This is a genomic window from Fuerstiella marisgermanici, from assembly GCF_001983935.1.
Lineage (GTDB): Bacteria > Planctomycetota > Planctomycetia > Planctomycetales > Planctomycetaceae > Fuerstiella > Fuerstiella marisgermanici.
This window is the reverse complement of record NZ_CP017641.1, coordinates 5,049,751-5,075,615: the sequence shown is the minus strand read 5'-3', so window position 1 is coordinate 5,075,615 and position 25,865 is coordinate 5,049,751. Positions and strand designations below refer to the sequence as shown.

General features: G+C 56.4%; 14 protein-coding genes. 5 read left to right on the top strand and 9 right to left on the bottom strand.

Annotated elements, in window-relative coordinates:
• Nucleotides 1-198 precede the first annotated feature (198 nt).
• Complete coding sequence (locus Fuma_RS18935; protein WP_077025506.1) at nt 199-1,272, bottom strand: acyl-CoA dehydrogenase family protein; 1,074 nt, start codon at nt 1,270-1,272, stop codon at nt 199-201.
• Between the two features lie 189 nt (nt 1,273-1,461).
• Here Fuma_RS18935 and Fuma_RS18930 point away from each other — a divergent pair, with 189 nt between their 5' ends.
• Complete coding sequence (locus Fuma_RS18930; RefSeq protein ID WP_099091817.1) at nt 1,462-4,860, top strand: PSD1 and planctomycete cytochrome C domain-containing protein; 3,399 nt, start codon at nt 1,462-1,464, stop codon at nt 4,858-4,860.
• A gap of 40 nt (nt 4,861-4,900) precedes the next feature.
• Here Fuma_RS18930 and Fuma_RS18925 read toward each other — a convergent pair whose 3' ends face one another.
• The 3 genes from Fuma_RS18925 to Fuma_RS18915 all read right to left on the bottom strand — a co-directional run bounded on the left by Fuma_RS18925 (nt 4,901) and on the right by Fuma_RS18915 (nt 7,337).
• The gene (locus tag Fuma_RS18925; RefSeq protein WP_077025505.1) at nt 4,901-5,827 is read right to left on the bottom strand and encodes an NAD(P)-dependent oxidoreductase; all 927 of its coding nucleotides are present in this window, start codon (nt 5,825-5,827) and stop codon (nt 4,901-4,903) included.
• Nucleotides 5,828-5,960: 133 nt separating this feature from the next.
• Nucleotides 5,961-6,689: a hypothetical protein gene (locus Fuma_RS18920; RefSeq protein ID WP_145944252.1), complete on the bottom strand. Its 729-nt coding sequence runs from the start codon at nt 6,687-6,689 to the stop codon at nt 5,961-5,963.
• Between the two features lie 72 nt (nt 6,690-6,761).
• Entirely contained in the window at nt 6,762-7,337 is a 576-nt protein-coding gene (locus tag Fuma_RS18915; RefSeq protein ID WP_077025503.1) for a hypothetical protein, read from the bottom strand.
• Between the two features lie 87 nt (nt 7,338-7,424).
• On the opposite strand from Fuma_RS18915, the gene Fuma_RS18910 reads away from it, so the two are divergent.
• The gene (locus Fuma_RS18910) at nt 7,425-7,739 is read left to right on the top strand and encodes a YkgJ family cysteine cluster protein (RefSeq protein ID WP_077025502.1); all 315 of its coding nucleotides are present in this window, start codon (nt 7,425-7,427) and stop codon (nt 7,737-7,739) included.
• Between the two features lie 4 nt (nt 7,740-7,743).
• On the opposite strand, the gene Fuma_RS18905 is transcribed toward Fuma_RS18910, so the two are convergent.
• Nucleotides 7,744-10,236 carry a DUF4159 domain-containing protein gene (locus Fuma_RS18905; RefSeq protein ID WP_083732152.1) on the bottom strand — a complete coding sequence of 831 codons (2,493 nt, stop codon included), beginning with the start codon at nt 10,234-10,236 and terminating at the stop codon, nt 7,744-7,746.
• 209 nt (nt 10,237-10,445) lie between these two features.
• Here Fuma_RS18905 and Fuma_RS18900 point away from each other — a divergent pair, with 209 nt between their 5' ends.
• Nucleotides 10,446-12,746, top strand: coding sequence for a DUF1592 domain-containing protein (locus tag Fuma_RS18900; protein ID WP_077025501.1), 2,301 nt, complete (start codon nt 10,446-10,448; stop codon nt 12,744-12,746).
• Nucleotides 12,747-12,887: 141 nt separating this feature from the next.
• Nucleotides 12,888-14,204 (top strand): DUF1552 domain-containing protein, encoded by a 1,317-nt coding sequence (locus tag Fuma_RS18895; protein WP_077025500.1) that lies wholly within the window; start codon nt 12,888-12,890, stop codon nt 14,202-14,204.
• Between the two features lie 4 nt (nt 14,205-14,208).
• On the opposite strand, the gene Fuma_RS18890 is transcribed toward Fuma_RS18895, so the two are convergent.
• Complete coding sequence (locus Fuma_RS18890; RefSeq protein WP_077025499.1) at nt 14,209-14,733, bottom strand: YfcE family phosphodiesterase; 525 nt, start codon at nt 14,731-14,733, stop codon at nt 14,209-14,211.
• 125 nt (nt 14,734-14,858) lie between these two features.
• Between Fuma_RS18890 and zwf the strand changes: the two genes are divergently transcribed.
• Complete coding sequence (zwf, locus tag Fuma_RS18885; protein WP_077025498.1) at nt 14,859-16,400, top strand: glucose-6-phosphate dehydrogenase; 1,542 nt, start codon at nt 14,859-14,861, stop codon at nt 16,398-16,400.
• 20 nt (nt 16,401-16,420) lie between these two features.
• Here the strand turns inward: zwf and Fuma_RS18880 are convergent, their stop codons facing one another.
• From Fuma_RS18880 to Fuma_RS18860, 3 genes are all read right to left on the bottom strand, one after another.
• A complete protein-coding gene (locus Fuma_RS18880; RefSeq protein ID WP_077025497.1) occupies nt 16,421-17,959 on the bottom strand; it encodes a sulfatase family protein in 1,539 nt (512 codons plus the stop codon).
• 1,026 nt (nt 17,960-18,985) lie between these two features.
• Nucleotides 18,986-19,723: a heterocycloanthracin/sonorensin family bacteriocin gene (locus tag Fuma_RS18865; RefSeq protein ID WP_145944251.1), complete on the bottom strand. Its 738-nt coding sequence runs from the start codon at nt 19,721-19,723 to the stop codon at nt 18,986-18,988.
• A 199-nt stretch (nt 19,724-19,922) separates the two neighbouring features.
• Nucleotides 19,923-25,823, bottom strand: a complete 5,901-nt coding sequence (locus Fuma_RS18860) for a protein kinase domain-containing protein (RefSeq protein ID WP_077025493.1) — start codon at nt 25,821-25,823, stop codon at nt 19,923-19,925.
• Nucleotides 25,824-25,865: the final 42 nt, after the last annotated feature.

Genomic DNA, 25,865 nt, shown 5'->3' with positions numbered 1-25,865 from the left:
AGCGGGCCGTGGTCCGAGAAAATCGACGGAATGCGTTCGCTTTTCGTTTGTGACTGGAGCAAATGCCAGCATCGGCGGGCTTCGGGCGGATGTTGGCGGGCTTCTGATGAGTGGATCTGCACGAAAACCGCCCTCAACACATTCGGTGGCGACTGTGCCTGCGGCTTCGGACACAAAAAACGCGTGGCTGGTTCAGAATCACCCCGCGACGCAGGCGAGCTCTCGCAGATTTGCCGCGAGGACCGGTTGAGGGCACGACCAGACGAGAAAGAACATGCTTTCTCGGACCGCTCGTTCGGCCGGATGCCCGGCGACGTAACCCGCTCCTTTCGTCGCCGCCAACCATGTTTGAGCCGAGCGCAGAACCAGTGAATTCGCCCGTCTGCGTAATTGCTCAGCCCCTGCCGCACCGGCCGGGTGGTTGCCCGCTGCGGCCAGTCGCAGGTCGTCGGTGAGCTGGGCGCAATCTGCCTGCAGTGGGCTGAGATATTCGTGCAGATCCGGCCGGCGTTCTGCTTCTGCCTTCAGGTTTCGCAAAACTCCCGCTGTAGCGCCGATGGCCAGTGCTGAGGTGCCGAGGGACCCTGCTCCGCCGCCGGTTCCCTGTTTCATGACGCCTTCGACCGGGCCGTGCAGCACGTCGCTTGGTTGGACGGCGACGTTGGTTAGCTTGGCGGCACCGGTTTGAGAAGCATTCAACGCCATTAGAGTTACCGGCGACTGGACGTCCAGGCCTTCTCGATCAGTCGGCAATGCCACCAGGATTTGCCGTCCATCGGGAAGTGTGCCACCTGTGATGAGGTTGTCCGCCATGGTGGCTCCGGTGGTCCACGGCACCGTTCCGTTTAGCACGTATCCGTCGCTGGCGACTTCTGCTTGAACAAGTGGCGTTTGCAAGTGCTGCCCGGACGTTGACAGATGCGAAATGCCAACCGTTGCGAAGATCTCACCGGACAACAAGCGAGGTAGCAGTTCCTGCCGCGCCGCAGAATTGGGTGACGTCGCGATTCGTCGTACCGCTGCACTGCGTTGAGTCAGCACGAATGTGGAAACCAGGCACGCGGATGACAGTAGTCGTAGGCCCTCCAGTTGATCGACGGCCGCAAGGTCGACTCCGCCGTCCTCAACTGGCACATCCCACGCCATGACTCCTGCCCTGGTCATCGCGGCCAGTTGCTCACTGGGCCACGAATCTACCGAATCGTCCAGCTGCAGATCGCGCAGTGTGGACAACAGCGTTTCGAAAGGTTTGGACTTGAAGAGGTCGTCCATGGTTTGGTCCGGCAGTTATTGAAGGTCCAGGGGGCGTCGTGATGCTTGACGATGATACATGATAGCGTTTGAAACTGGCATTCCCGCACGTCAACGAGTACAAAAGATGTACCTTCCTGCGTCGCCGCAGCCCATTCCTTCCCTCAGCGGCGACACAACACCTCAGCCGAACCGAGAGGTCCGTAGCAGATGCAACGTGTCGCCATTCAAAAACAACTGCAACCCGATTTGTTCAGGGCGGTTTGCGGCCGCCTCCGAGTTCCCGGCAGCACGATACTGCTGATAATCACTGTGTGCTTTGCCGCCAAATTCGACCAGACCGCGATGGCAGATGATGATGGCGAACGCTTCTTCGAAACCGACATCCGGCCGATCCTGGTGGAACACTGTCTCGCGTGTCATGGCGCCGGAGAACGGAACGGCGGCCTGCGGCTTGATTCGAAAGCAGCGTTGCTAAAGGGAGGCGATTCCGGCCCGGCCGCTGTGGCTGGTCAAGTGGAAAGTCTGCTTTTGAAGGCGGTCAATCGGACGGACGGTTTGGAGATGCCGCCCGAAGAACCGCTTAGCGATGCTCAGGTGGCAGCGCTGCGAAAGTGGGTGGAAATCGGCATGCCGTGGCCCGCAGCTGACGCTCGGTTGCTATCGTCGGCTGAATCGCGGGCGAAAGAACATTGGGCTTTTCAACCGGTCGCTGATCCCCGGGTGCCAGACGTACCGAAGGAATTCGCCGCCGTCGATTCGCTCAATCCTATTGATGCCTTCGTCCTTCGCAAACTTGGCCAGGGCGGCTTGTCGCCGTCGCCGGAAGCAGACCGTCGCACGCTGATCCGTCGCTTGTCGTACACCCTGACTGGTCTGCCCCCGACATCAGCGGCGGTCGAGGCTTATGTGGCAGACGAGTCTCCCGATGCCTACCGCAAACTTGTGGAACAGTATCTGGCGTCGCCGCAGTATGGCGAACAGTGGGCTCGGCACTGGCTGGATGTGGCTCGATATTCCGACACGAAGGGCTACGTGTACGCACGGGAAGAACGCTTTTGGGTGCATGCGTGGCGGTACCGAGACTGGGTGGTCGACGCATTGAACGAAGACATGCCGTACGATCGCTTTCTGATGTTGCAACTGGCGGCCGATCAGGTTCCCGACAAGCGAACGGACGACCTCGCGGCAATGGGCTTTCTGACTATCGGGCGACGGTTTTTGGGCGTGAACCGAGACATCATCGACGACAGAATCGACGTCGTAACTCGCGGCACACTGGGGCTCACGGTGAGTTGCGCGAGGTGTCATGATCACAAGTACGACCCGATCCCCACCGCCGACTACTATTCGTTGTACGGCGTCTTCGATAGTTGCGAAGAGGACATGGTGCGACTGGATACGAAGGATCGTGACGATGAGTTCGAAGCCGAGCTGAAAAAACGCGAGGCCAAGCTGCGTGACAAAATGCAGGCCAGCCGCGAAGAATCATCGCGCCGAGCCCGCAGCCGAATTCGTGACTACCTGTTCGCTCAAACAGAACTGCACAAGTATCCGCCAAACGGGTTCGACCAGATTTTCCAGACGTCTGACCTGCTGCCCGCCTTCGTGCGTCGCTGGGAAGCGTATCTGCGGAATGCGAATCACAAACGCGATCCGATCTTCGTGCCATGGCATCAGTTTGCTCAACTGTCATCGGAGGACTTCGCAGAAAAATCGCCCGCTGTTTTTGACTCGATTCAGAAGGTTGCGGCTGAAGAAATTAATCCTAAAGTTGCCGCCGTGTTCCAGTCGCCACCGCGGAGTTTCGCGGAAGTCGTCGACCGCTACGGCGATCTGTTTACGGCGGTGGACGCAGAATGGACAGAACGACTTGCGGCGGCTGCAAAGGCAAATGAAGCCGCTCCGGTGCAGTTAGATGATAAGGCGGCAGAGCAAATTCGATCGGTCATGTACGGCGCACATTCGCCATGTGAAGTGCCCGACGAACCGATCGTTCATACAGAGACGTTTTTCGAAAGTGCCACGTGCACTCAATTGTGGAAGCTGCAGGGCGACGTGGACCGCTGGGTCATTGGTCCCGCTCAACCGCCTGGCTACGCCGTCATTCTGAAAGATCGAGAGACACCAGCCGAACCCAGAATCTTTCGCCGTGGCAACATTTTGACCAAGGGCGATGACGTGCCCCGTCGCTTTTTGACGGTGTTGTCGCCACCGGACCGGCAGCCGTTTCTGTCGGGCAGCGGTCGCAGGGAGTTGGCGGAAAAGATTATTGACGAAGCGAATCCGCTGACCGCTCGAGTGATCGTGAATCGAATCTGGGCGCATCATTTTGGAAGTGGTCTGGTGGCGACACCCAGCGATTTTGGTTTGCGAGCCGAGGCGCCGTCGCATCCGGAGTTGCTGGACTGGCTGACGAGCCGCTTTGTGGCTGATGGCTGGAGTCTGAAAAAATTGCACCGACGGATTGTGACTTCGGCCACGTTCCGCCAGTCGACTTTCGGGCCACCGATTGCGGAGGATCGCGAGCGCGCCTTCAAAGTTGATCCGGGCAACCGCCTTCTGTGGCGAATGAATCCGCAGCGTTTGACGTTCGAACAATTTCGCGATTCGATGCTGGCCGCGACCGGCGAACTGGATTTGGAGGTCGGTGGAAAGCCGATCGATTTGTTCAAGGATGAAACCAACAAGCGCCGCACGCTGTACGGGCTGGTCGATCGTCAGTTTCTGCCCGCAATTCTGCGTGTGTTTGACTTCGCCAACCCGGACCTACACACGCCCAAACGTAGCCAGACGACCGTGCCCCAGCAGGCGCTGTTTTTTATGAACCATCCGCTGGTGCTGGATCGAGCTCGGCAGCTGGCAAGTGTCTGTGGCGAAGACGTTTCGCCGCGCGACGCGATTACGGAAATGTTCGGCCGCGTCCTGCAGCGAACTCCGTCTGAATCGGAATTGAGTGATGCATTGGCAGTAGTTGCCGGTGCGGCAAAGGAAACGACCGCCGTCCGACTGACAACGGCAGACTGGAGCTACGGCTATGGCAAGTACAACGAAGACACTCACGCGGTTGAAAACTTTCAACCATTGCCACACTTCACTGGCGAATCATGGCAGGGCGGACCGGCGTGGCCCGACCCGAAACTCGGCTGGGTCCAGTTATCGGCAACGGGCGGTCATCCAGGCAACACGCGAGACGTCGCGGCCGTCCGTCGCTGGACGGCTCCGCGCGACATGACGGTTCGTATTCAATCGACATTGCGTCACGATGTGGCGGCGGGTGATGGTGTGCGAGGCTTCGTGGTCAGTTCCCGAGCGGCGGAACTTGGACGTGCCAAGGTGCATCAGTCATCAGCGGAACTCAACACAGACACGCTTTCGGTGACAAAAGGCGAAACGCTCGATTTTGTCGTCGACATCGATCAGGTGTTGAACAGCGATCAGTACGAGTGGAAAGCCACAATTACAGAAGTGAACGGCGCCGAAAGCGGGGACGCAGTTGCCTGGGATTCCGCCGCTGACTTCCCAAACAATGCCGCTGATAGGCTAAATCCGTTGGCCCAGGTGGCTCAGATATTATTCTGTTCCAACGAGTTCCTGTTTGTGGACTGAAGCCCAGGACGCGCTTCAGTGCCATTCGCTTCAACCACCGCTACGCCTTTTCGCGGCCCGTCCAGTCGACGTTTGAAATGGTCGCCAGCGCCAACTGCAGGGCGTGAGTTCCCTTGCGGCCGTGGCCCTGAGCCTGGACGGCCATGTATAGCTGGTGACCGAGAGCCAGCCCCGGCATGCTCAAGCCCATGCGTTTGGATTCTTCCAACGCGATGCCCATGTCTTTGATGAAGTGTTCCACGAAGAAGCCGGGATCGAAGTTGTTGTCGATGATGCGAGGGCCGAGGTTTGACAGCGACCAGCTTCCTGCCGCACCGCTCGACACGGACTGCAAGACCGTATTCAAATCGAGTCCGGCTTTGTGACCGTACAGCAAAGCTTCGCAGATGCCGATCATCCCCGTGGAGATCAAAATCTGGTTCACCATCTTCGCGTGCTGCCCCGCTCCGGCAGGCCCCTGGTGAACGATTGTCTTGCCCATCGCTTCCCAGCATGGGTTCAATGCGTCCACAACATCGGCATCGCCGCCAATCATGATCGACAGAGCGGCGTTCTTTGCCCCAACGTCGCCGCCGGAAACTGGTGCGTCGACGCTGGCGACGTTTTTGGCTTTGGCTGCTTCGTAGATTTCGACGGCGAGGGATGGCTGGCTGGTTGTCATGTCGACCAGGATGCTGCCGGAAGACGCGCCGGCAAGAGCTCCGTCTTCGCCAAGCAACACGCTGCGGACGTCGTGAGGAAATCCGACGATGGAAAAGATCACGTCAGAATTTTCGGCAACGGCCTTCGGCGTGTCGGCCCAGGCGGCTCCTTTGTCCAACAGTGCTTGAGCCTTCGATTTTGTCCGCGAGTAGACAGTGGCCTGGAAGCCAGCGTCGATCAGATGCCCGCACATGCTGGCCCCCATGACTCCGGTACCAATCCATCCGATTCGTGTTTCCCCTGGCGTAATCACGCGCGCAGACATACTTTCGATTCCTTATTCCAACTCAAAACATTCCAAAGCTAAAAGCGAGGGTGCGGCGAGTCTGAATAATGTTTGACCGGCGACCTGTCAAACGCGTGCCGCGAATTAGCGAGGAATCAGTCTGCTGCTTGCCTCATCGAACAACCCGCGCGGTCGTCCGGCTGTCGTTCTGCGGAAACGCCTGGAACAGCAGCACGATTGGTGAAAATATCAGCCAGATGACGTGCAGATACAGTGAGTGAAATTTGTCCATGAACGGAGACCGGATTCTGTGTGCCGGACGATGTTTGGGGTATTGAGTCTTCCGGAACACGGCGGAACGGTACGCCGTTTCCAGATCCGACAGCGTGGCAAATGGGTAGATGATTGACTCGTACGGATCACCAGCCGAGTCTTCATGGCGGTGGAGATACGCCAGCAAAATTGAAATGACTCCGAACGGCACAGCCAGTATCGAAAGATGCTTGCCCCACCCTGCCTGAACGGCAAGGTACAGAAAGCCGCACAGCGCGACCGCCGCCACAAGTTGTCGCACCGACCAGATTCTTCGGCTGGTAACTTCAATTGTGCAGTCAGAATCCAGCATCAGCAGCAGTCGTTGGAAATAGTCCCATTCCTGCTTCGACAGGCACGCATAGTGATCGACAAAATCGTCGTAGTGAAACCACGATGCATACGCCACATGTTCCATCACGGGATCGTTTGCCGAGCGGAACGCATCGAGCCGATCGTCGAAATCTAACGCTTTAATTTCCCCATCAAGAAACGACCGAATCAGTGCCGCGAGTCCGGCTCGCGTTGTCGGGACCTGCGGGACCTCGTCCTCAACCATCTTTGGTGGCGCATAGGGGTTGGAAGACATGTATTCTTACTTTGCACGAGATGCGAACCACAGCCGAGGACCAGCCCCGAATTCACACTTGCCGCCCACCAGTCATAGGTAACGGGTAATTTGAGCAGCGAGAAGTTGGCTTCGTTCGTCCTTGCCTTGCCACGTGAGCAGGCCGTGGACACACTCGTCTCGCGCACGACGCAATTGTGGCCAGTACTTGTACTGTGGGTCCAGTTTAAACAGGGATCGAAACGCGATTCCACGCAGAGTCATTTCTACGGGGGACTGGGTTGGATTGTCCCATGTCGCCACGGCGATCAACTGGTCGGCGACAAAAATGGTGTAACGCGAAAAGCCGCGATACTCAAACCTGCGAATCGCTCCAAACGCTGAATTGATATTGGGGCTCGCAAAGTAGCCACCGACACGGCGACACGCCTGGTACGCCGTGTCCGGGTTGTAACTGATGAAGACATCAATGGCGGTTAGCGCCCCGTCGATCGCCCCGCCTTGACGTTCGTCACGTTTCGATGTTGGCTTGCCGTGCCAGTATTCGATCGCCTCAAATGCCGCCTGTGCAAGTTTCGGTGAGTGCCGTAACTCACGCGGATAACTCCAACGGAGGAAACCGTACCAAAGATTGCGGTCAGCTTTCAACGCTTGCAGATCGCGTGCCATGGTTGTCTTTCTCAAGAAGCAAACGTGCCACTGTTCACGTGGAGTTAGTTCCCTGCAGAATGGGGAAACCCAGCAATTTCCGCTACGATGACTTCCATGCAGTCCGGCAACCTACCAATCATTGAATCGTGCGACAACTGCGGAGCGTGTTGTATGCGGACGCCGGTGCCTCCGTTTGAGCCGGGCGAAGAAGCCGCGAAGGACGTGCCTGACGCATTGTTGCAACTGATCCGTGCACGAATAGCGGCTGACGAACACTTTGACCTTGTGGCCTGTGTTTGGTTTGATGAGACGCTGCGAGTTTGTCGCCACTACGATCTGCGGCCGGATGCCTGCCGTCGGTTTGAAGTCAGTAGTGACCCGTGTCGGATGTCGCGGTGGGATGTCGGGATTGACGTCTGACGTTTTATGGCGTGGGCGAAGGTGATCCTTCCAGCACGGCTTTCCAGCTAACGTCCTGCAGCATTGCGTACAGGACGATATTTACGGCCAGTCGCATCGCGTCTTTTTCAACGTAGCCGTCGCAGGCGAGCGATGCCTGGTTTTCCAGAGCACAGCTAATGTCGTAGCGGCTGTAAATGACGACGTAGCGGCCGTCGATCTCGATCCCTTCCAGAATTGGCGGCGTGGTCTCCGTGCGAGATTCGAGTGATTCGCCGACACCGGCTGGGACCAGCTTGCGCAGCTTCACCTGATCGATTTGGTGACCAATTGCATCCGAATACAATTCGTGGTCGACAGGGATCGGTTGCAGCGGATGTTCGGGGAAGATCTGACTCATCAAATCGCGAAAACTGCGGTCAAAACGTGGCGCGCCGCAGCAGGCGTCGGCAATCAGCACTGGGCCGCGACTGAGGTAGTCTCGTAGCGCGTCGCGTTCCTGTTGCGACAGTCGAAAGCCGTATCGGCCGTGCATGTAGACCAGCGGAAACCGGCGCAGTTCGTCCAGCGTGATGGGGATCGTCCGGCGCTGAGGAGACACGCCCATGCCGACCGTTTCACTGAGGGCTTCCAGCAGGTTTCCTAAAGCCTTGGGAGCCGTGTCCCAGCCTCCGCTGTGTCGCAGTTGAGCGATTTCTGTCAGCCCGCGTTCAATCTGCGACTTACGGCCTTTGCCCGATTTGCGATCTTCATTCAGCTTGACGGGAGGTTCACGACCGGTGGCATAGGCCAGCACATTGATGCCGATTCGGGTGGCTCGTTCGATTCGTGGCGGCAGGCCAGGATTTCGACCGGGTGGATCGTACTTCATCCATTTCTGCCACAAGCAGCCGAGATCTTCCGGCGAATAGATGATGGCCGTACGGCAGCCGAAATCGACGCCGTACAGTTCGACGGCTTCCGCATTCGGAAACGCATACTCGCTGCGGTACACGGGATGGTCACTTTGAAGCCGCTGTAGCGAAGCATCGCCGTCCGGAAACATGCGTTCCACTAGCTGACGAAAACCGGTGTCAAAGCTGCCTCCCTGGCAATTGGCGACGGCGAACACAAAGCCACCTTCATCAATGTATTCGCGAATCCATTTCACATGTTGATCGGTCAGTTGAAGGGCGTCTTTGCCGCTGATGTACAGCACGGGCGCCTGATTCATGTCGGACACCGCGTTGTCTTCGTTCAGGCGTTTCAGGGCGAGCACCTGACTGGTTAAACGTGGCGGCCAGCCTTCCAGTCCGTCGACTTTTTCGATCAGGTTGGGCACGTCCAGCGGGTGTCTGTTCCAGTCGCCTTCGACTTCTTCTTTGTCGCCTTCTGAAATGTAGTCCAGTTTGTTCACAACAACTCGCGACAGCCCCTTCGACAAAAAAAGCAGCGCGAAGGCGGTGCTGAGCGTTGGGTCAGGCGTTGATCGATCGTTCCAGCTTCCGTCACCTTTTTGAGCGGTCACCAAATAGCGAGCTCCCGCGCGGTACCAGTCGTACTTGCCGAAGAATCGCACGTTGCCGAGTCGACCGGCTCGCTCAAGGCCGTACAAATAGTAGTAGTGCCAGTTTGGGTTGCCGGGATTTGCGTTCACCGAAAACACATTGTTCTGCCCCAGCCAGCGACGTCCCTTTTCGAAGGCTTCGGCGGGGGGGTGAGGTACGCAGCAGTCGGGTTTGCCGTCCGGATCGACATCGTTGTCTTCCTGCAGCATGCGGCTGGTGATGGCCAGCGTGGAAAGTCCGGCGGCCGTCATACTGCCGCGTGCTTCTTTCTGATCGTTTCTGTAGGCCCACGCGCCATTGGGCAGTTGAGCATTCAGCCAGTGCTCGTGAGCTCGCTTCCAAATGTCCTGATCGATTTCAATTCCCACATAGGCTGCATCTCGCAGAGCCAGGATTGCGTACTGGCTATTACTGTTGTCTTCGCTGTTGGACCCCGGTCGATCGATGCCGCGGCCAACCAGCTTGTAGCCCCACATTCCGCTGCTGTGTTGGTCTGTGCTTTGAGTCGCCTCCATCGCTCGCACCAGCCGCGTGATGCGGTCGCGATCCATCCGCATGTCGTCGACGGCGCACAGGGCCATGATCATTAGCGACGCTTCGTAGACGGCATACCGGTCGCCGGGTTGATCGGGAGGCAGCGAACGCAGGTAGGACAGTCCGCGGCGGATTGGTTCGGAATCGACGGGGAAGTCGTTGTTGATCAACGCCAGAATCGCGACAGACGTGTTTCCGACCGGCGTGTCGCCCCAGCGAGCACCCGGACCGGCGGTCCATGATCCATTCGGCTTCTGCCGAGCTTTCAGGTAGGCGCAGCCGTCTCTCATGGCTCGAACGATGCGTTCCCGCAGTTCGACGTCTGAAACCGGTTTCGCGACTCCTGGCTGAAACGCGGACGCTTTTGAGCTGATCGCGAGGCACAGCAAGCCGCTAAGCAGCAGTCTTAAACGCGAAGTCGTAAGTTGCGTTACCACGGCTCAAATTCCCAAAAACGGCACATTGCGAAAGACGCGACACAACATGAGGGTAACTCAGAAGGCGACTTTTTGCCAGATCTTCAAAACCCGGCATCCTTCGCGATACAACACAGTTGCTCGTTGGAACGGAAAATCCACGTGGTACAATACACTTCCTTCCTGCGGCCCAATTTCACCCACCTTCCGCACCCATACAACGAATTTTCATGCGCGTACCTTTTTGCAAAATCCTCGGCATTCTGCTGCTGTTAGCGCCCCCGTTCTGCACACAGGTGGTGTCTGACGACGCCACTCAACAGCGTGGCGCGAAGGTCTTTGCGGACCAATGCGCCAGCTGCCATGGCGCGAAGGGCGAAGGGACTTCAGACACCTACCCGGAAGCCCTGTTTGGCGATCAGCCCACGATCGATCTTGCCGAATACATCGACAAGGCCATGCCGGAAGGCGAACCGGAATTGTGTACCGGTGACGATGCCAAAGCCGTGGCTGAATGGATGCAGCAAGCGTTCTATTCACCGGAAGCTCAGGCACGCATCAACCCGCCTCGCCGGAAACTCAGCCGCCTGACGGTATCGCAATACCGCAACGCAATCGCGGATCTGGGCGAGAGCTTTGCGTGGTTCAACCAGCCTGATGATAAACAGGGCCTGGCGGCTCGATATTACACTTCACGTCATTTCCGTCACAAAGACAAAGCGTTCGAGCGGATTGATCCGGTCATCGACTTTCAGTTTGGAGAAGCGACGCCGGACAAGGAGAAGATTCCGAAGAACGAAGAGTTTTCGATTCACTGGGAAGGTTCGCTGCTTGTTGACGAAACTGGTTGGTATGACTTTGTTGTGAAAACCGAAAACGGAGCTCGACTGTACGTCAACGGTAAAGACACGCCTCTGATTGATGCGTGGGTCAAGTCTGGTTACGACACGGAATATCGCGGCTCACGCTTTCTGTTGGCGGGCCGGTTGTATCCGCTGAAACTGGAATGGTTTACCTTCAAGGAAAAAACAGCATCCGTCGGCCTGTGGTGGAAACCGCCTCACGGTGTCGACCAACCAATTCCCGCGCGGCATCTGTCGCCTCAAACTACGCCGGAAGTGGTTGTTGTGGAAGCTTCGTTTCCACCGGACGATCGCAGCGACGGCTACATTCGAGGCACGTCGGTGTCACAGGAATGGGACGAAGCCACAACCTTCGCGGCGATTGAAGCCGTCGACAGGTTTTTCACGCTGCTGCCATCGATGGCCAAACTGAAGAAGGATGACAGTGACGAGGACCGCACGAAGAAGCTGCGTGAATTCTGCGAAACGTTCGCTTACCGAGCCTTCCGTCGACCGGTTTCCGACGCTGAAAAGCAGACTTACGTGGCAGCTCAATTCGAATCTGCAAAACACACGGACGATGCAGTGCGTCGTTCGCTGCTGGCGATTCTGAAATCGCCTCGCTTCCTGTATCGCGAAGTTACCGGCGAGCAGGATTTGTTTACACAGGCGTCACGACTGTCGTTTGCGCTGATGGATTCTATTCCCGATAGCAACCTGTTGCAGGCCGCGAGCAAAGGCTGGATCAAAGACGACAAGGGGTTGCGAGACCAGGCGTGGCGGTTGTTGAGTTCCTACCGGGGCAAGGTACGGCTGCAGGAATTTCTGCGCGTGTGGATGAATCTTGAACGGCTGGAAGAAGTCGGCAAGGATTCAGAACTGTATCCGGACTTTACACCGGAACTGGTGTCCGACATGAGGACGTCGCTGGAGCTGTTACTGGAAGAAGCGGCCGATTCTGACGACGGCTTCCGCATTCTGCTTACCACAAAAGACACGTGGATGAACGAACGGATGGCCGAATTCTACAAGGCGCCAAAGCCGCCGGAAGACGGTTTTCAAAAGGTGGCCTTCGAACCGAATCACAGGTCCGGCATCACGTCGCACCCGTTTATGTTAAGCGGTTTGGCGTATCACAATGCCAGTTCGCCGATTCACCGAGGCGTGTTTTTATCACGCGGGATTTTGGGGCGAGCCCTCAAGCCGCCGCCGGATTCGGTCGCGCCGGTCCCGCCGGATTTGGAGCCGGACCTGACGACTCGGGAAAGGACCAGTCGGCAGACCAGCCCGACAATGTGCTTTAATTGTCACAAAATGATCAACGCACTCGGCTTTCCGCTCGAACAGTTTGACGCCGTCGGACGTTTTCGAGAAGAAGAAAAAGGAAAACCGATCGATGCGTCGGGCGGATATCGGCCGAGGTCAGGAGAAAGCGTGGAATTTGTTGGGGCGACGGAATTAGCTGAATTCCTGGTCAAAAGTCACGAAACTCACCGTTCTTTTGCCCGTCAACTGTTCCACCACATGGTCCAACAGCCGATACTGGCCTATGGCCCGGATACAATTGACCAACTGGCCAACTATTTCGCAGAACACGAATTCGACATGAAAAAGTTAATGGTCGAAATTGCTGTAAGGTCGGCAGGCTATTCGCAGCCACCGACAAATTCCGGGGCGACGGACGGTTAGCTGCAAAACGGTAAAACAAGTCATCAGGGCTGTTCGTTAGGGCTGTTCGTTAAATTCGAATTCGCGACAGCCAAATCTGCAGCAAATGGCCTGCAGTGCATTGATCCAAACGACTTTCCACCTTCACATGAAGTCACCATCATGAACAACCGACGAGAATTTCTGAAACAGCTTGGTCTCGCCTCCGCTACCTTGCCGTTCATCAGCAACCTCAGCAGCTTTGCCGCGCCGGCGTCTGCGGCAGCTCGCAAGCAGCGACTGGTTGTGATGTTCAGCCCCAACGGAACCGTTCCGTGGGACTTCTGGCCGGACAAAGAAGGCAGCGGCGACGACTTCGATCTCAAGCCGATTCTCCAGCCGATGGCGGAATACAAAGACCGCATGCTGGTGATGAAGGGCGTCTGCGACAAACTTCAGGGCGATGGCGACCGCCACATGCGCGGCATGGGCTGCATGCTGACTGGCATCGAACTGTATCCCGGGAACATTCAAGGCGGTTCTGACACCCCCGCCGGCTGGGCCAGTGGAATTTCGATCGACCAGGAGCTGCGCAATTTTCTGCAGTCGAAAGAAGAAACTCGCACGCGGTTCGGTTCACTGGAATTTGGCGTAATGGTGCCGGATCGAGCCGACACGTGGACTCGCATGAGCTACGCAGGGCCGAACAAGCCAATCGCTCCGATTGACGACCCATACCAGATGTTCAAAAAACTGTACGGCCAGATGAAGGACCGCAAGCATCTGACCAGCATTCTGGACGACGTGCAGGAAGACCTGCAGCGGCTGAGCAAAGTGATCGGAAAAGAAGACCGTCAGCTGCTGGAAGAACACACTCAGTTTGTGCGTTCGATGGAACAGCAACTGAAGTCGGGCGACGACAGAGAACTGAATCATGCGGTTCCGGAACTGGAACCAGGCGTGAAAGAAGAGAACGACAATATTCCGCAGATCGCCAAAATGCAGACGGACCTGCTGGTGAACAGCTTTGCCAATGACTTCGCGCGTGTAGCGACTTACCAGATCACAAACAGCGTAGGGCAGCCGAAGATGACATGGCTGGGCATCGACGAAGCTCACCACACGCTGTCTCACGAACCAGACAGCAACAAGGAAGCTCACGACAAGCTGACGAAGATCAACACGTGGTACTGCGAGCAGCTTGCGTATCTGACGAAGCGTTTGGCGGAAACGCCGGAACCCGGCGGCAACGGTTCACTGCTGGACAACACTCTGATCTTGTGGGGCAACGAACTTGGTCAGGGCAACAACCACACACTGGACAATATTCCATTCGTGATGGTCGGCGGAGGACTGGACTACAAGATGGGCCGCTCGCTGCAGTTTCCGAAGGTGCCTCACAACCGCATGCTGATGTCGATCGCTCACGGCTTTGGCCATCACGTCGAATCCTTCGGCAAGAAGGAATTCTGTTCGGACGGGCCGCTGATCCTGACGTAGCGTCTTACCCTGGTTCCGGAATGAAAACGCCCGGCGGCATTTCGGGCAGGTGATGCAGTTCTGCCTTTCGAGTCTGCGAATCCAGCACGACGACACTCGGCTTACGAAACATCCAGCCGCCTACTTCACCTGGATTGATGAAGACTCGCCCATGCTTGTCTTCCACAATGCTGGGGCGATGCGTGTGAGCGAACACGGCGACGTCGGCATCGCCCAGGCAGTCGCGTAGTTCGTTCAACTGGTGAGCCATCACGATCTTCAGGCCGTCGCTGGTCTGGTGGCACATCGGCCCGTGGCCCAGCGTTCCAACAATTTTCATGCCGCCGATGATGCCGGGCTTGTTACCGTCGTTGTCGCCGAAACAGGCGATGACACGGCCTGTCAGCTTTCGCATGGAAGGCACCACCAGTGGCGACACCAGATCACCAGCCAGCAGAATCAGCCTGCAGTTAAGAGCGTTAAACAGGCCGATGGCGTGACGCAGGTTGTCCACGTTGTCGTGGATGTCCGCCATGATTCCGATCTTCATAGATTCCCGCTTCTTCGGTCTAAAACCTCTAACTACGTTTTAAGTCCGGTAGCAACGACGTTGGCAAGCCGATAGCCTTCCCGCTCAGACACATCAGGGATCATACCAAATTCCGAGGAAGACGAATGGCTGAAGCATTTTTATCGACAGGTGACAACACGATTCTGATTTTCGGTGCGTCCGGAGACCTGACGGCGAGAAAGCTGATTCCCGCGTTGTTTAAGCTTTCGCAGAAGGGTTTTCTCAACGAACGCAGTCCGGTGATTGGGGTGGCTCGACGAGATAAAACTGACGAACAGTTCCGCAACGAACTGCGTGAATCTGCGCTCAAGGGCAACGATGACAAAGATACCGCAGCCGCATGGGACACGTTCGCGAAGCAACTGTTCTATCGCAAGGTCGACATCAGTACAGAAGCCGATTACGCGTCCTTACATGAATCGGCAAAGGCACTGGAACAGCAGTTGGGGACGAAAGCGGATTCGCCGCGAGTCGTCTACCTCGCGACCGCTCCAGCTCTGTTTGACGATGCTGTGCGAGGCCTGAATTCGGCCGGCATGATTCCGGAACTCCGCAAGCATCGCGACCGTTTGCGAGTTGTCGTGGAGAAGCCATTCGGGCACGATCTGAAATCCGCAGAAGTGTTGAATGAGCAGCTGCGTAATTTTCTGCACGAAGAACAGATCTACCGAATCGATCACTATCTGGGTAAGGAAACGGTGCAGAACATATTGCTGTTCCGTTTCGGGAACACATTTTTCGAACCGCTGCTAAACCGCAACCATGTCGACAACGTCCAGATCACGGTGGCGGAATCGATCGGTATGGAAGGCGGTCGAGGCGCCTACTATGACACATCAGGCGCCTTGCGCGATGTGCTGCAGAACCATGTGTTGCAGCTGCTGTGCCTGGTCGCGATGGACCCTCCCGCGCTGTTTCAGGCTCGCGAAATCCGCGACGAAAAAATGAAAGTACTTCAGGCTCTGCGGCCGGGGTCCGACGGTTCACTCAAGTCATGGGCGATTCGAGGTCAATATTCGGACGGCCTTGTCGATAAGCAACCGGCGTTGGCGTATCGCGAAGAAGAACGAGTTCCCTCGGGGTCGAATCGCGAAACGTATGTCGGCATGCATGTGGAAATTGACAACTGGCGGTGGGCCGGAGTTCCTTTCTATCTGCGAACCGGGAAGCGGTTGCCTCAACGAGTCACAGAGATCGCCTTCCAGTTTAAGCACCCGCCGTTGAACCTGTTCAGCACGGTCGAATGCGACGGAAACCTATGCGACATCGTGGAAGCTCGCCCAAACGAACTCGTTCTCCGGATCCAGCCACAGGAGTCTATTTTTCTTAGGTTCTCAACTAAGCGGCCCGGCATGCAGTATCATGTGCAGCCCGTCGCGATGGAGTTCGATTACGAAGATCATTTTTCCGAACAACTGCCGGAAGCCTACGAACGCCTGTTGCTGGATGTTATCCGCGGAGATTCGACGTTGTTTACTCGCAGCGACGAACTGTTGGCCGCATGGAAGTTTGTCGAACCCGTCCTGCAGCACTGGGAAACGACCGGTTCCGGCCTGGAATTTTACCCCTCCGGAACCTGGGGCCCGGCCGCAGCAGATCGACTGCTGTCCAACACCGGTCGAAGCTGGCGACAACCGAAAGTGTGAAGCCGCTGACCGGGAGTTGCTCAGTCCCGGCTGCGACCGTTCTCAATAATCGCGTCCAGTTGCTTTTGTAGCCTGGCCGCCACTTGCGGATGTTCGTCCAGCACGTTTTGCTTTTCAGCCTCATCTTCCGACAGGTCAAACAGCTGGTGCATCGGTACTTTGGTGTTCGCCAGTTCCTGCTCGACACGAACATTGCGAGCTGTCTTATTCTGATAGCGGTGCAGCTTCCACTTGCCTGATCGCAGACCGAACGTGCCACGGCTTCCGTTGTCCTGTTGGACAAGGTGATCGCGACCTTTCGCCGATGCTTGACCCAGCAATGCACCTGACACATCGAAACTGTCCAGGCACGCGTCGTTCGGCAATGGTTGTTTGGTCAGTGCAGCAAGACTGGCTGCGAGGTCAATGGTACACACCATTTCGTCGCTGACTCCCGGTTTGATACGCCCTATCCAGCGAGTAACAAACGGTGTGCGGGTTCCACCCTCGTACACGCTGTACTTGCCGCCGGAAAACGGCCCGGCTGCTCGGTGGCTACCATTCTTTTCGATCGCTCCATCCTTGTAGCCATCGTCCAGTACGGGGCCATTGTCTGAACAGAATACGACCAACGTCTTTTCGGCGAGGCTCAGTCGGTCGAGTGTCTTCATGACCTCACCCACGCACCAATCCAGTTCCACGATCGCGTCACCTCGAAAGCCGAGTTTCGTTTTGCCCTGGAAACGTTCATGTGGCATGCGCGGTACGTGAATGTCGTGGCTGCTGAAGAACAGAAAGAACGGTTCATCCTTGTGAGCTTCCATGAACTCATTGGATTTTTCGACCCACTTATCCGCCAGATCTTCGTCTCGAAAACGTGCCGCATGGCCGCCCGTGTAGAACCCGATTCGGCTGATGCCATTGTGAATGGTGGAATTGTGTCCGTGCGACCAATCCATCTTGAGCGTGTCGCGATGAGTTTTCCCGGTGGGATGATCGGGACTCGGCTTCTTCTGCCCTACCCACAACGGATCGGCTGGGTCGAGGTTCGGCACGCGATGGTCGTGAACATAGACCTGAGGCACTCGGTCGTTTGTCGTCGGCAATAGAAAGCAAGTGTCAAAGCCGATCTCCAGCGGCCCGGGCTTCAGGTCACCATTCCAGTCCGGCCCGCCGGGACCGCCGAGTCCCAAGTGCCACTTTCCAACTACGCCCGTGGCATAGCCCGCCTTCTTCAACAACGACGCCACCGTTTCTGTTCCGGGCTGAATGATCGCCGGAGAATTCGGCGGCGCAATTCCCGTTCGTTCACCGCGAAAGGCATAAGTTCCCGTCAGCAGTGAGTAGCGAGTTGGCGTGCAGGTTGACGCCGAACAATAGCCATTTGTGAACCGCACCCCTTCTTTTGCCAACTGATCAATGTGCGGTGTCTGCAGCTCGGTCGCTCCATAACAGGACACATCACCGTATCCCAAATCGTCGGCCATGATGACAACGATGTTGGGCGTTTCTGCCGAACAACGGTGTGAGGTTAGAACGCCAATGATAAGAGCCAATAAAGTACAGAAGTTAGTTTTCATCGAAGCTGTGCTTTCAGCGGCGGACGGGAATGTTGGAGTTTCTCTTGCAGGTTGAGGAGTCTAAAGGCTACGAAGTTCTGTTCCACAATGCGACGTCGCACCGATGAATTGAAATCCAATTTATTCGTAGGCCACCTGATAAACGCAGGCGATTCACGCCGGCTGCCCCGCAATCTGGTTGGGCGTTATAGCTGAAGGTCGTAGTCGGCAATCTTGCCGGGAAGGCTCACGAACCTGTCGCTCTGCCAGCTGATGGGGGCGATTGATCCGGCGGTGACGGTCCTTGCAGCGGCAGCGGGACTGTGTCTTCGCGAGCGTTCAGCAGCTTCGCAATGGCTTCTGCCAAGTGGTACAGCGTGTTACGCTGACTTGTGGCCGCGGAACAAGCGTTTCGTACTATCAATGCTGTTTGCCACGAGCCCAAATCGTCCACAACAAAAAGTAAACTGCTCAAGTGGCCGCCCGCTTGTTTAAACGGCACGCCGCGATTCCACGCGGAGTTGATCCGGGCCGCTAAGGCGACGTGCCCGCGTGCGGTTCCAGCGGCCGTAAGTCTTCAAGTCTAACCGCATCCAGCGACGATCTTCAGGTCCGGCACCCAATACCCGGCCAATGTCAATGAAGGGTGGCAGGTCGTTGTCGGGCTCTCGTCTTGCGTGGAGAGACTATTCGCAGTGAGTAGGCGTTAGCCATGTCACAACTACAGGTCCGCGCGGGCGCGAAGGAAGAGCTACTCCTGAAGTGATCGAGCTGATTTTCACACCGCAGCAATGTGTCTGGTTCAGCACAACCGGGTTGGAACGGAGCGTGCCGACTGTCCCGTGCGAAGCCGACCGATTCAGTTTCGAATCGCAATCGGCATGCCACAGCGTTTTCAGGGTAACCGGCCAGCCTCAAAAGGGAATTGGCCGACAGTTCGCTATCGAAAACCCTTGAGTCGAGCATTGGCAACTCAACCACAAACTTGAGACTGTCACGTGAACGCGGCGGAAGTCGTCGCCCGCCAACTGGCGCCGCATCGTTCGACTATCGAGCGGCTACAGGACTTTCGTCGTCAGCGGCTGGTTCGTCTGCTTTGTCCTTGTCACCTTCCTCATCGGCCGGTGGTCCGCCGGGAGCCTTGACGGCGGCGGCGAGGACGATGACCGGATCTTCACCTTCTTCGATCTTTGGAGCCACAACAGCGATTTCCAGAATCGCCCCAGCTCGCAGGGTTTCGATCTTTTGCTTCTTGTAGTATTTCTTGCCGCCACGAACGACGTCGACTTTGATTTCGTATTTGTAGACTCGCTTCTGGTCGTTAACGGGTATGTTAAAAGTTCGCTTCGCGCCCAAAGTCATCATTCGCTGATTCGAAAGGTACAGGTCTGCATCTTCAGGCATGATGAAAATAAGCTGTGCCTGCAGGGACTCGTACAGCTTCTTCGACTGTGATTCGATTGTCAGACTGTCGATGTCAATCCCTTCGCCACCGAAGCCGTCACCAAATCCACACATCGAACAGCCGTCGAATCCGCCACATGTCGAGCAGCCTGTTTGACAGCCGCCGCCAGCACACGGGCCACAGCTGACCGTACCGCAACCCACTGTCCCACAGGCAGTACTGCCGCATCCGCCGTAATTAATCACAGTGCCGTGGTCAATGACCGTACCTGAGCTAATCACCGTGCCGGGAGCCACATGACCGAACTCATCGGCGATTGAATGTGGACCGGTTGCAATCATGGCCAGGATTGCGGCAGCCTGAAGGTGTCTGGACATCATTGAACTGTTCCTGAGAGAAAGGATCTGACCTGCCGAAAAGCGGGCGGGATAGTTAGGTTTTCTACAAACCGGAAATCGGCAGCAATCGCCGTCTCTCAGATCTTCGTCGACGAAACGCACACTTCTGCAGCAAACGTGATTTGCGTCGGAACAGCGAAACGCTGGCGAATCTGCAGTTGTCGGGAAGTTTAGCGATTGATCACCGCTGTGACGGCCAAATGACGATCCAGCCGTCTTCGTCGGTTGATACAAACCGTCCGTCGGCGGCTGTATCCAGCGAGGTAATTGCGCTGCTGTGAGGATTGGTGAACCTGTCCTCGCTGTTCGGGCCGCGGCCTTCACGTTCCCCAATCCAAGGCAATACGGTTAGCTCGTCATTATCGGTACCACCGATCTGCCAACGTTGAAGCCGAGAATCGGCACCACCGGAAACCACTTCGTTGGTCACGTCGTTGATAACAATAGCCGTGATGCCGCGAATGCCTTCGTGGCGGTCCTCCGCATCAATTTCAGCCACGGGCGACGCCGCTCCATTTGCGATTTTCCAGATCAGGCCATAAGCGTTTCGGTCATACACGCCGCCCGCCACCAGCAACTGGCCGTTGGAGGAAAAATCAATATCATCGATCGTGAGATCTTCCGGATACAATTTTTCCGGCAGCGCTAATGGAACCGGCTGAAGGGTGTCGCCCTGCACTTTCCAGAGTCGCACTTTTCCGGAATGCGTCGACGCTAACAGTTGCCCGTCGTCGCTCCAGCAAAGCGAATTCGCCAGGGTGCGAGCGGCGTCGGCATCAATATCATCAGGCCTGATCTTAAACACGGGCGTTTTGGGCGGCTGCATTCCCGGCCCCCAGTCCCACAAGCTAATCGTGCCAGCCGCGTCGATACTGGCAAAGCGATAGTCGCCGTCAATCGGGCTGAAAGCGGCGTCAGCAGGCAGCGTGTGTCCTGTGGCATCCTGTGAGAGCCGAAGTAGCGGCCGTCCATGATCGGGGCTCGACTCGTCAGAATTGAAAACTCGAATCGAATCGCTGGCTGTCACAACAAAACGCCTGTCGGACGAAAAGCCGGCTCGCACGCTGGACAGGTGTGAACGAAACCGCGTGATTAAGTCCCCATTCATCACGTTCCATAAACTCGCGAACCGGCCATCAAAGGTGGCAATTCGCAGTTCGTTCTCCACAAGCGGGGCAAAGGCACCGCGGATGGCGGATTCGGTGGCAGGCAACTGCAGACCTTCTTGGACTTTCCATCCGTCGCTGTCCAGTATCAGCAGCTTCTTGTCATGGACAAACAATACCTGCTTACTGTCGTCTGCCCAGGAAATGTCGTGTCGGTAGGGGCTCCCCAGGTCATTTAACGGAGCTTCGATATCAACTGGCAGGGTCGCCTGCCAGCCATCCTGCGAAGACCAGGAGTTGAGTTTCAGTAGATAGACGCCGGTTTTGGGATCCTTGGTCAGATCAGACGTGATGAATTGGCTGCGGTCGGGTGAGGGACGCATGCGAATGATGTAGTCCGGCACGGCCGATTGGTTTGTGTCTCGCTGGATTGCGGTTGGGATCAGCTTGTCGCCGTCGATCGACCAGCGGAAGACATTCCCATCGAATCCGGCAGAAATCATGGTGTCGTCCGAAACGAAGAACACTCCTGACACGCCGTCCGAACCATGCCCGCCCTCAGCCATGGCCAACACTTTGTTGTTCTCAAAATCCCACAATGCGAACCTGCCTCGTCGCCCGGCAGTGATGACTTTCGTGCCATCCGGTGAAAATGCGGCGGCCGTGATGCGCCAGTCATGAACATCGCGTAGTTCCCGATACGGCCCAGGTGTGGCCGATTTCATGAAGTCGTCGACCTTCCACAGTGCCGCGAAGTATTCGTCTTTTGATTCCCGCATATTTGTGTTGCCGTCGTTGCGCACTCCGCCAGCAATCACATACTTGCCGTCGGGAGACACGGCGACGTCGCAATACGAATCTTCGACTTCATACGGTTGCCCAGGTGCCGCCTGGTTGACCGGCTCACTGGGCAGCGGTCGCGATAGTTCGTAACCGATGCCATTTTCATCATCGAAGGCATCCCAGACACTGATCGATCCGAAGTAGTCCAGCGTCAGCAGCTGTTTGCCATCGGGCGGTAGAAATGTCATCGACACAATTTCCGGAACGTGACCTTCCAGGAAGTTGTTGCGTTCCGGCGCGAAAAACGGGTCACGCGGCAGCAGCATGTGAGCACTCAACGTTTGCTCGGCCGTTACGCTGTTAAACGAATGGGCTGCCAAGTCGTCGGCTCCGACGACTAGTCGAGAATCATCGTTGCTGAATTCAGCAGAATACACGTGACGTGCCTGACGAAACCGCTTGGCGTTTGACGGCGGTCTAATTTGAGGTGGCTGCTGACTCGCCAGCAGTTGATTCGGCGGCTGCGGACCGGACGTCAGGATATAGCGACTTGGCTTGCGGTTTTCGTGCGGCACTCGTACGCCTGGTGCCGATCGCGACACGCTTAGGTCTGGGTCAGCAAGCGCTTCCAGTTCGTCCATCATCTGTTCGAAGCCGGCGACGTAATTTTCATACTCGTCCAGATTCCAGCGTCGCACAACATTGTCCTGACCTACGGACAGAATGTAATTTGACGACGTCCCTTCGAACGCAAGTGTGCTGATGGAATGGCTATGGCCGGCGACATACTTCTCGATGAGCAAGCCAGGGATTTCAGCAAGTGTGAATGCATTGCCGCGTTTCTTCCACACCTGGATGAATTTTCCCTGGGCGGTTATTACGGTCTGGCCATCCTTAGAGACATCCATCGCGCGAATTATGCCATCGTGATTGCATGTGGTCGTGGCGAAACCAGCCAGTTGTTTCGGACTGCGATAAGGAAACTCATCGGCCCTTGCATTTTTGTTTTGCGGCACGACAAAGAAACGATTGCCTTCAGTCAACACGAGCTCTGAGCCGTCGCGTGACAACGAAAGGGTTCGCGGCTGGAACCGCCCGTTTCGACCGCCTTCATCCTGTGTCCCAAGATCGTCAAGGCCACTGAGAGCTGGGAAATCGGAGCCGATGACGTTGCCCGGTACTCGGCCAGCTATCTGCACGTTGGCACCATCACATTTCAGGGGGATGGCTCGGCAGCTGCCGTCGCCCAGGGCGACAATCAGCACCGATTTGTCCGGTGGCAGGACCGCATCCCGAACACCATTAAAGTCATCATCTTCGATTTCAAGTTGTACTGTCGCTTGATGTTGGCCCGAGTTGTCCTGCAGCGACCACGCAAGTACGTGTGTAAACCTATTCCGTGCGATCACAAACACGTGCAGACCATCGTCACTCACCAGGCCCTGCTCTAGTTTCAGTCCTTTCTGCTTGATCTCGGTCGGTTGTGTGACATTGACGGCATGGTAATTGGTTCCGTTCCATTGCCAGACGTGAATGCTTTGATCGTCCACAACGCAAATGACATCGCCGCTGCTGGAAACCGAAAGGTCCCGAACTTTGCGGCCCGTGAATTTGAGAGGTAGGCCGTGCGAAGGTGCTAAGTCTGCAAGTTTGCGATCTCGAAATACCATCAGTTTGGCGTCACGAGGCGCGTTTTCGTCTCGAGTGTCGGTCACCAGCGTTGTGCCATTGCGGCTGATAATGGCGTGTTCAATATGTCCAGGCCTCTGTATTGCAGAATGTCCGGTCATTGCCTCAATTGCATGCAGTCGCTGTTTCTTGATGGCCTCGATTTTTTCTTCGCCAATGAAATCGTGGCGTTCGCCAAGTTTTTCGGCTTCGAGTGCCCACTTAGATACTCGGCCGTAGTCACGAATACTGATCATCGCGTTGATTCGCTCGGTGAGCCCATCGAACCTCGCGATAATGGTCAGTTTTTTAGCTTCCTCGGCTTCAGCCTTGGCGGCGATAGCGGCGCGAGTTTCTGCTTCAAGCTGGGTCCTTGCGTCTTCCGCGGCTTTGGTAGCTGTCTCCGCTTCTTTCGTCTTTGTATCAAGTTCTTTTTTCTTTATGCCAATTTCATGCGCAAGGTCCAGGTTTGTCTGCTTTGCTTCCTGCAGGGCAAGCATTGCCTTATCCAAATCCGCTTTCGCAGCTAAGATTCTTGCCTCTGCTTCGTTTGCTTCCTCAGTCTTCGCTGTGGCAACCTCCGTGGCTGCTTTCGCTTCTGCAGTTTTCTTTGCGGCAAGTTTTGTCTTTTGGTCGAGCTCAATTTCCTGCTGTGCCAATGCGGTCCGCCCATTTCGCAGCTCCGCTTGCGTGAGCAGCAGGAATGCAGACAGTCCGATCGCAGAGACCAGCAACAAGCTCCATGTCGCTCTAATGATTGAACGCGTCCGCTTCGTCCGTTTCAGCTTTTTACGCACCGTCTGAAACCGGCGATCTTCGTCGCTGGGGATAACCTGCAGGCCGAGGTCAATGTCACCTTTCTTTTGAGCCAGCTCGGCATACGCCAGGCGAGCCTTTTTGTTTCCATCCTGAGCTCGTCGGTTGCTGGGCCACTTACGCAACGCTTCTTCGTACAGCGCGACGGCACTTTGGTATTCGGTGTAAGTTGACGTTCCTTTCTGTTCGACTTTCAGCATCAATTCTTCCGCGCGGCCCGTGATGCGGTATTCACGAATCGCTTCCTGCAACTCTTCCACCGTGTCATAGCGATCTTCGGGCTGAGTCGACATGGCTTTGAGGGCGATCTGCATGAGTTCACCATCGTTTTGCACGTCAGGTTCGATTTCGTTTTGCATGACGGCCCATAGAACGATGTTCATCTGTTCTTCCGGATCGTCGCTGTCCCACATTTTCCGCAGGCAATGTGGCTGAATCCCCTCAAGCAGTTCGAACAGAATCGCGCCAAGAAGATAGATGTCGCTGTGCGGCCCGACTCGGCTGACGTCTTCATCAAGAAGCTCCGGAGCCATGTAGGCCGGAGTTCCCCCGCCGCCTCGGAAGTCGACAATCACGCTGTCTTTTTTTGCGAAGGCCGACGTGGTGATGGCCAGTCCCCAGTCCAGCACAATCACTTCGCCATAGCTGCCGACGATTACATTCTCCGGCTTCAAATCGCGATTCACGACGCCTCGCGAATGAGCGTAAGCTACGGCGTCGCAGACTTTCAGGAAGATTTCAAGATTCGCTTCCGCCGAATTTTCCCGAATGGTGTTCTGCCACGGAATGCCGTTGACCTGTTTCATCGAATAAAACAACTTGCCGTCTTCTGTGCGGCCAAGGTCATGGATGGGCACAATGTTCGGATGAACGAGGTTCGCCGTGACGACGGCTTCCGAAACGAACATGGCCTGATCATATTCGGCGTTGGTCGAATCCGGCTTCAGCGTCTTGATCGCCAGCTCACGATTCAATGACGTCTGGCGAGCTCGATAAACGATGCCCATGTTGCCTGCGCCGAGTTCATCGATGATGTCGTATTCTGCCGCCGAATTGTCAACCGTGAGTGCTGACTGCAGCCCGGTGGCTTTGCTGGGATCCAGTGGGATCTCATTAATGATCCCGGAGATATGTCCTGCCACGCCACGCTGCTTGATCCGCAGGTTCCAGGTACTCTTGCCTGGCACTCGTCGACGCGATCGCTGCTGAACCGTTTTCCCTTCGGCGCCGCCTTCGCTTTGTGCCTTGTTTTCGACATTGGAGTCATCGTCCGGCGCTGTGGCAAAGCCTTCCGGTTCCGTGATGTTGTCGAGATCCGGGAACGACACAGATTTGGAATGGGCCCGCGTCATTTTGCCGATGACGCCGGCGCCGCTTGCGGGTGGTACCTGCGTGGCAGTGACGGCTCGCAGATCCTGCTGCGATGGCAACTTTCGAGGGGCGGCTGACGGTCTTGATTCTGACTGCGCAGCATGCGACCCGGGCTGTGGCGGTGATTGGCGGGCGATCGGCGGAGCTGCCTGGGTATCATAGACGGCAGGTCGGTCGGTCCCTGACGCCGTTGAAGGCGATGCCGTCGCCTGCGGTTCAGCCTCAACCGTTGATTGGGTTTTGTCGCTGGCCCCGGGGTTTGCCGATCCTGGAAGAAGGGTTCCGTGAGCACTGCTGCTTTTGGAGGGGCGGTTTCCGCCGCGTTGTGACTTACTCATAGCCGGCAATCCGGGGTTTACAGGTTTTGAAAGTGACGACGA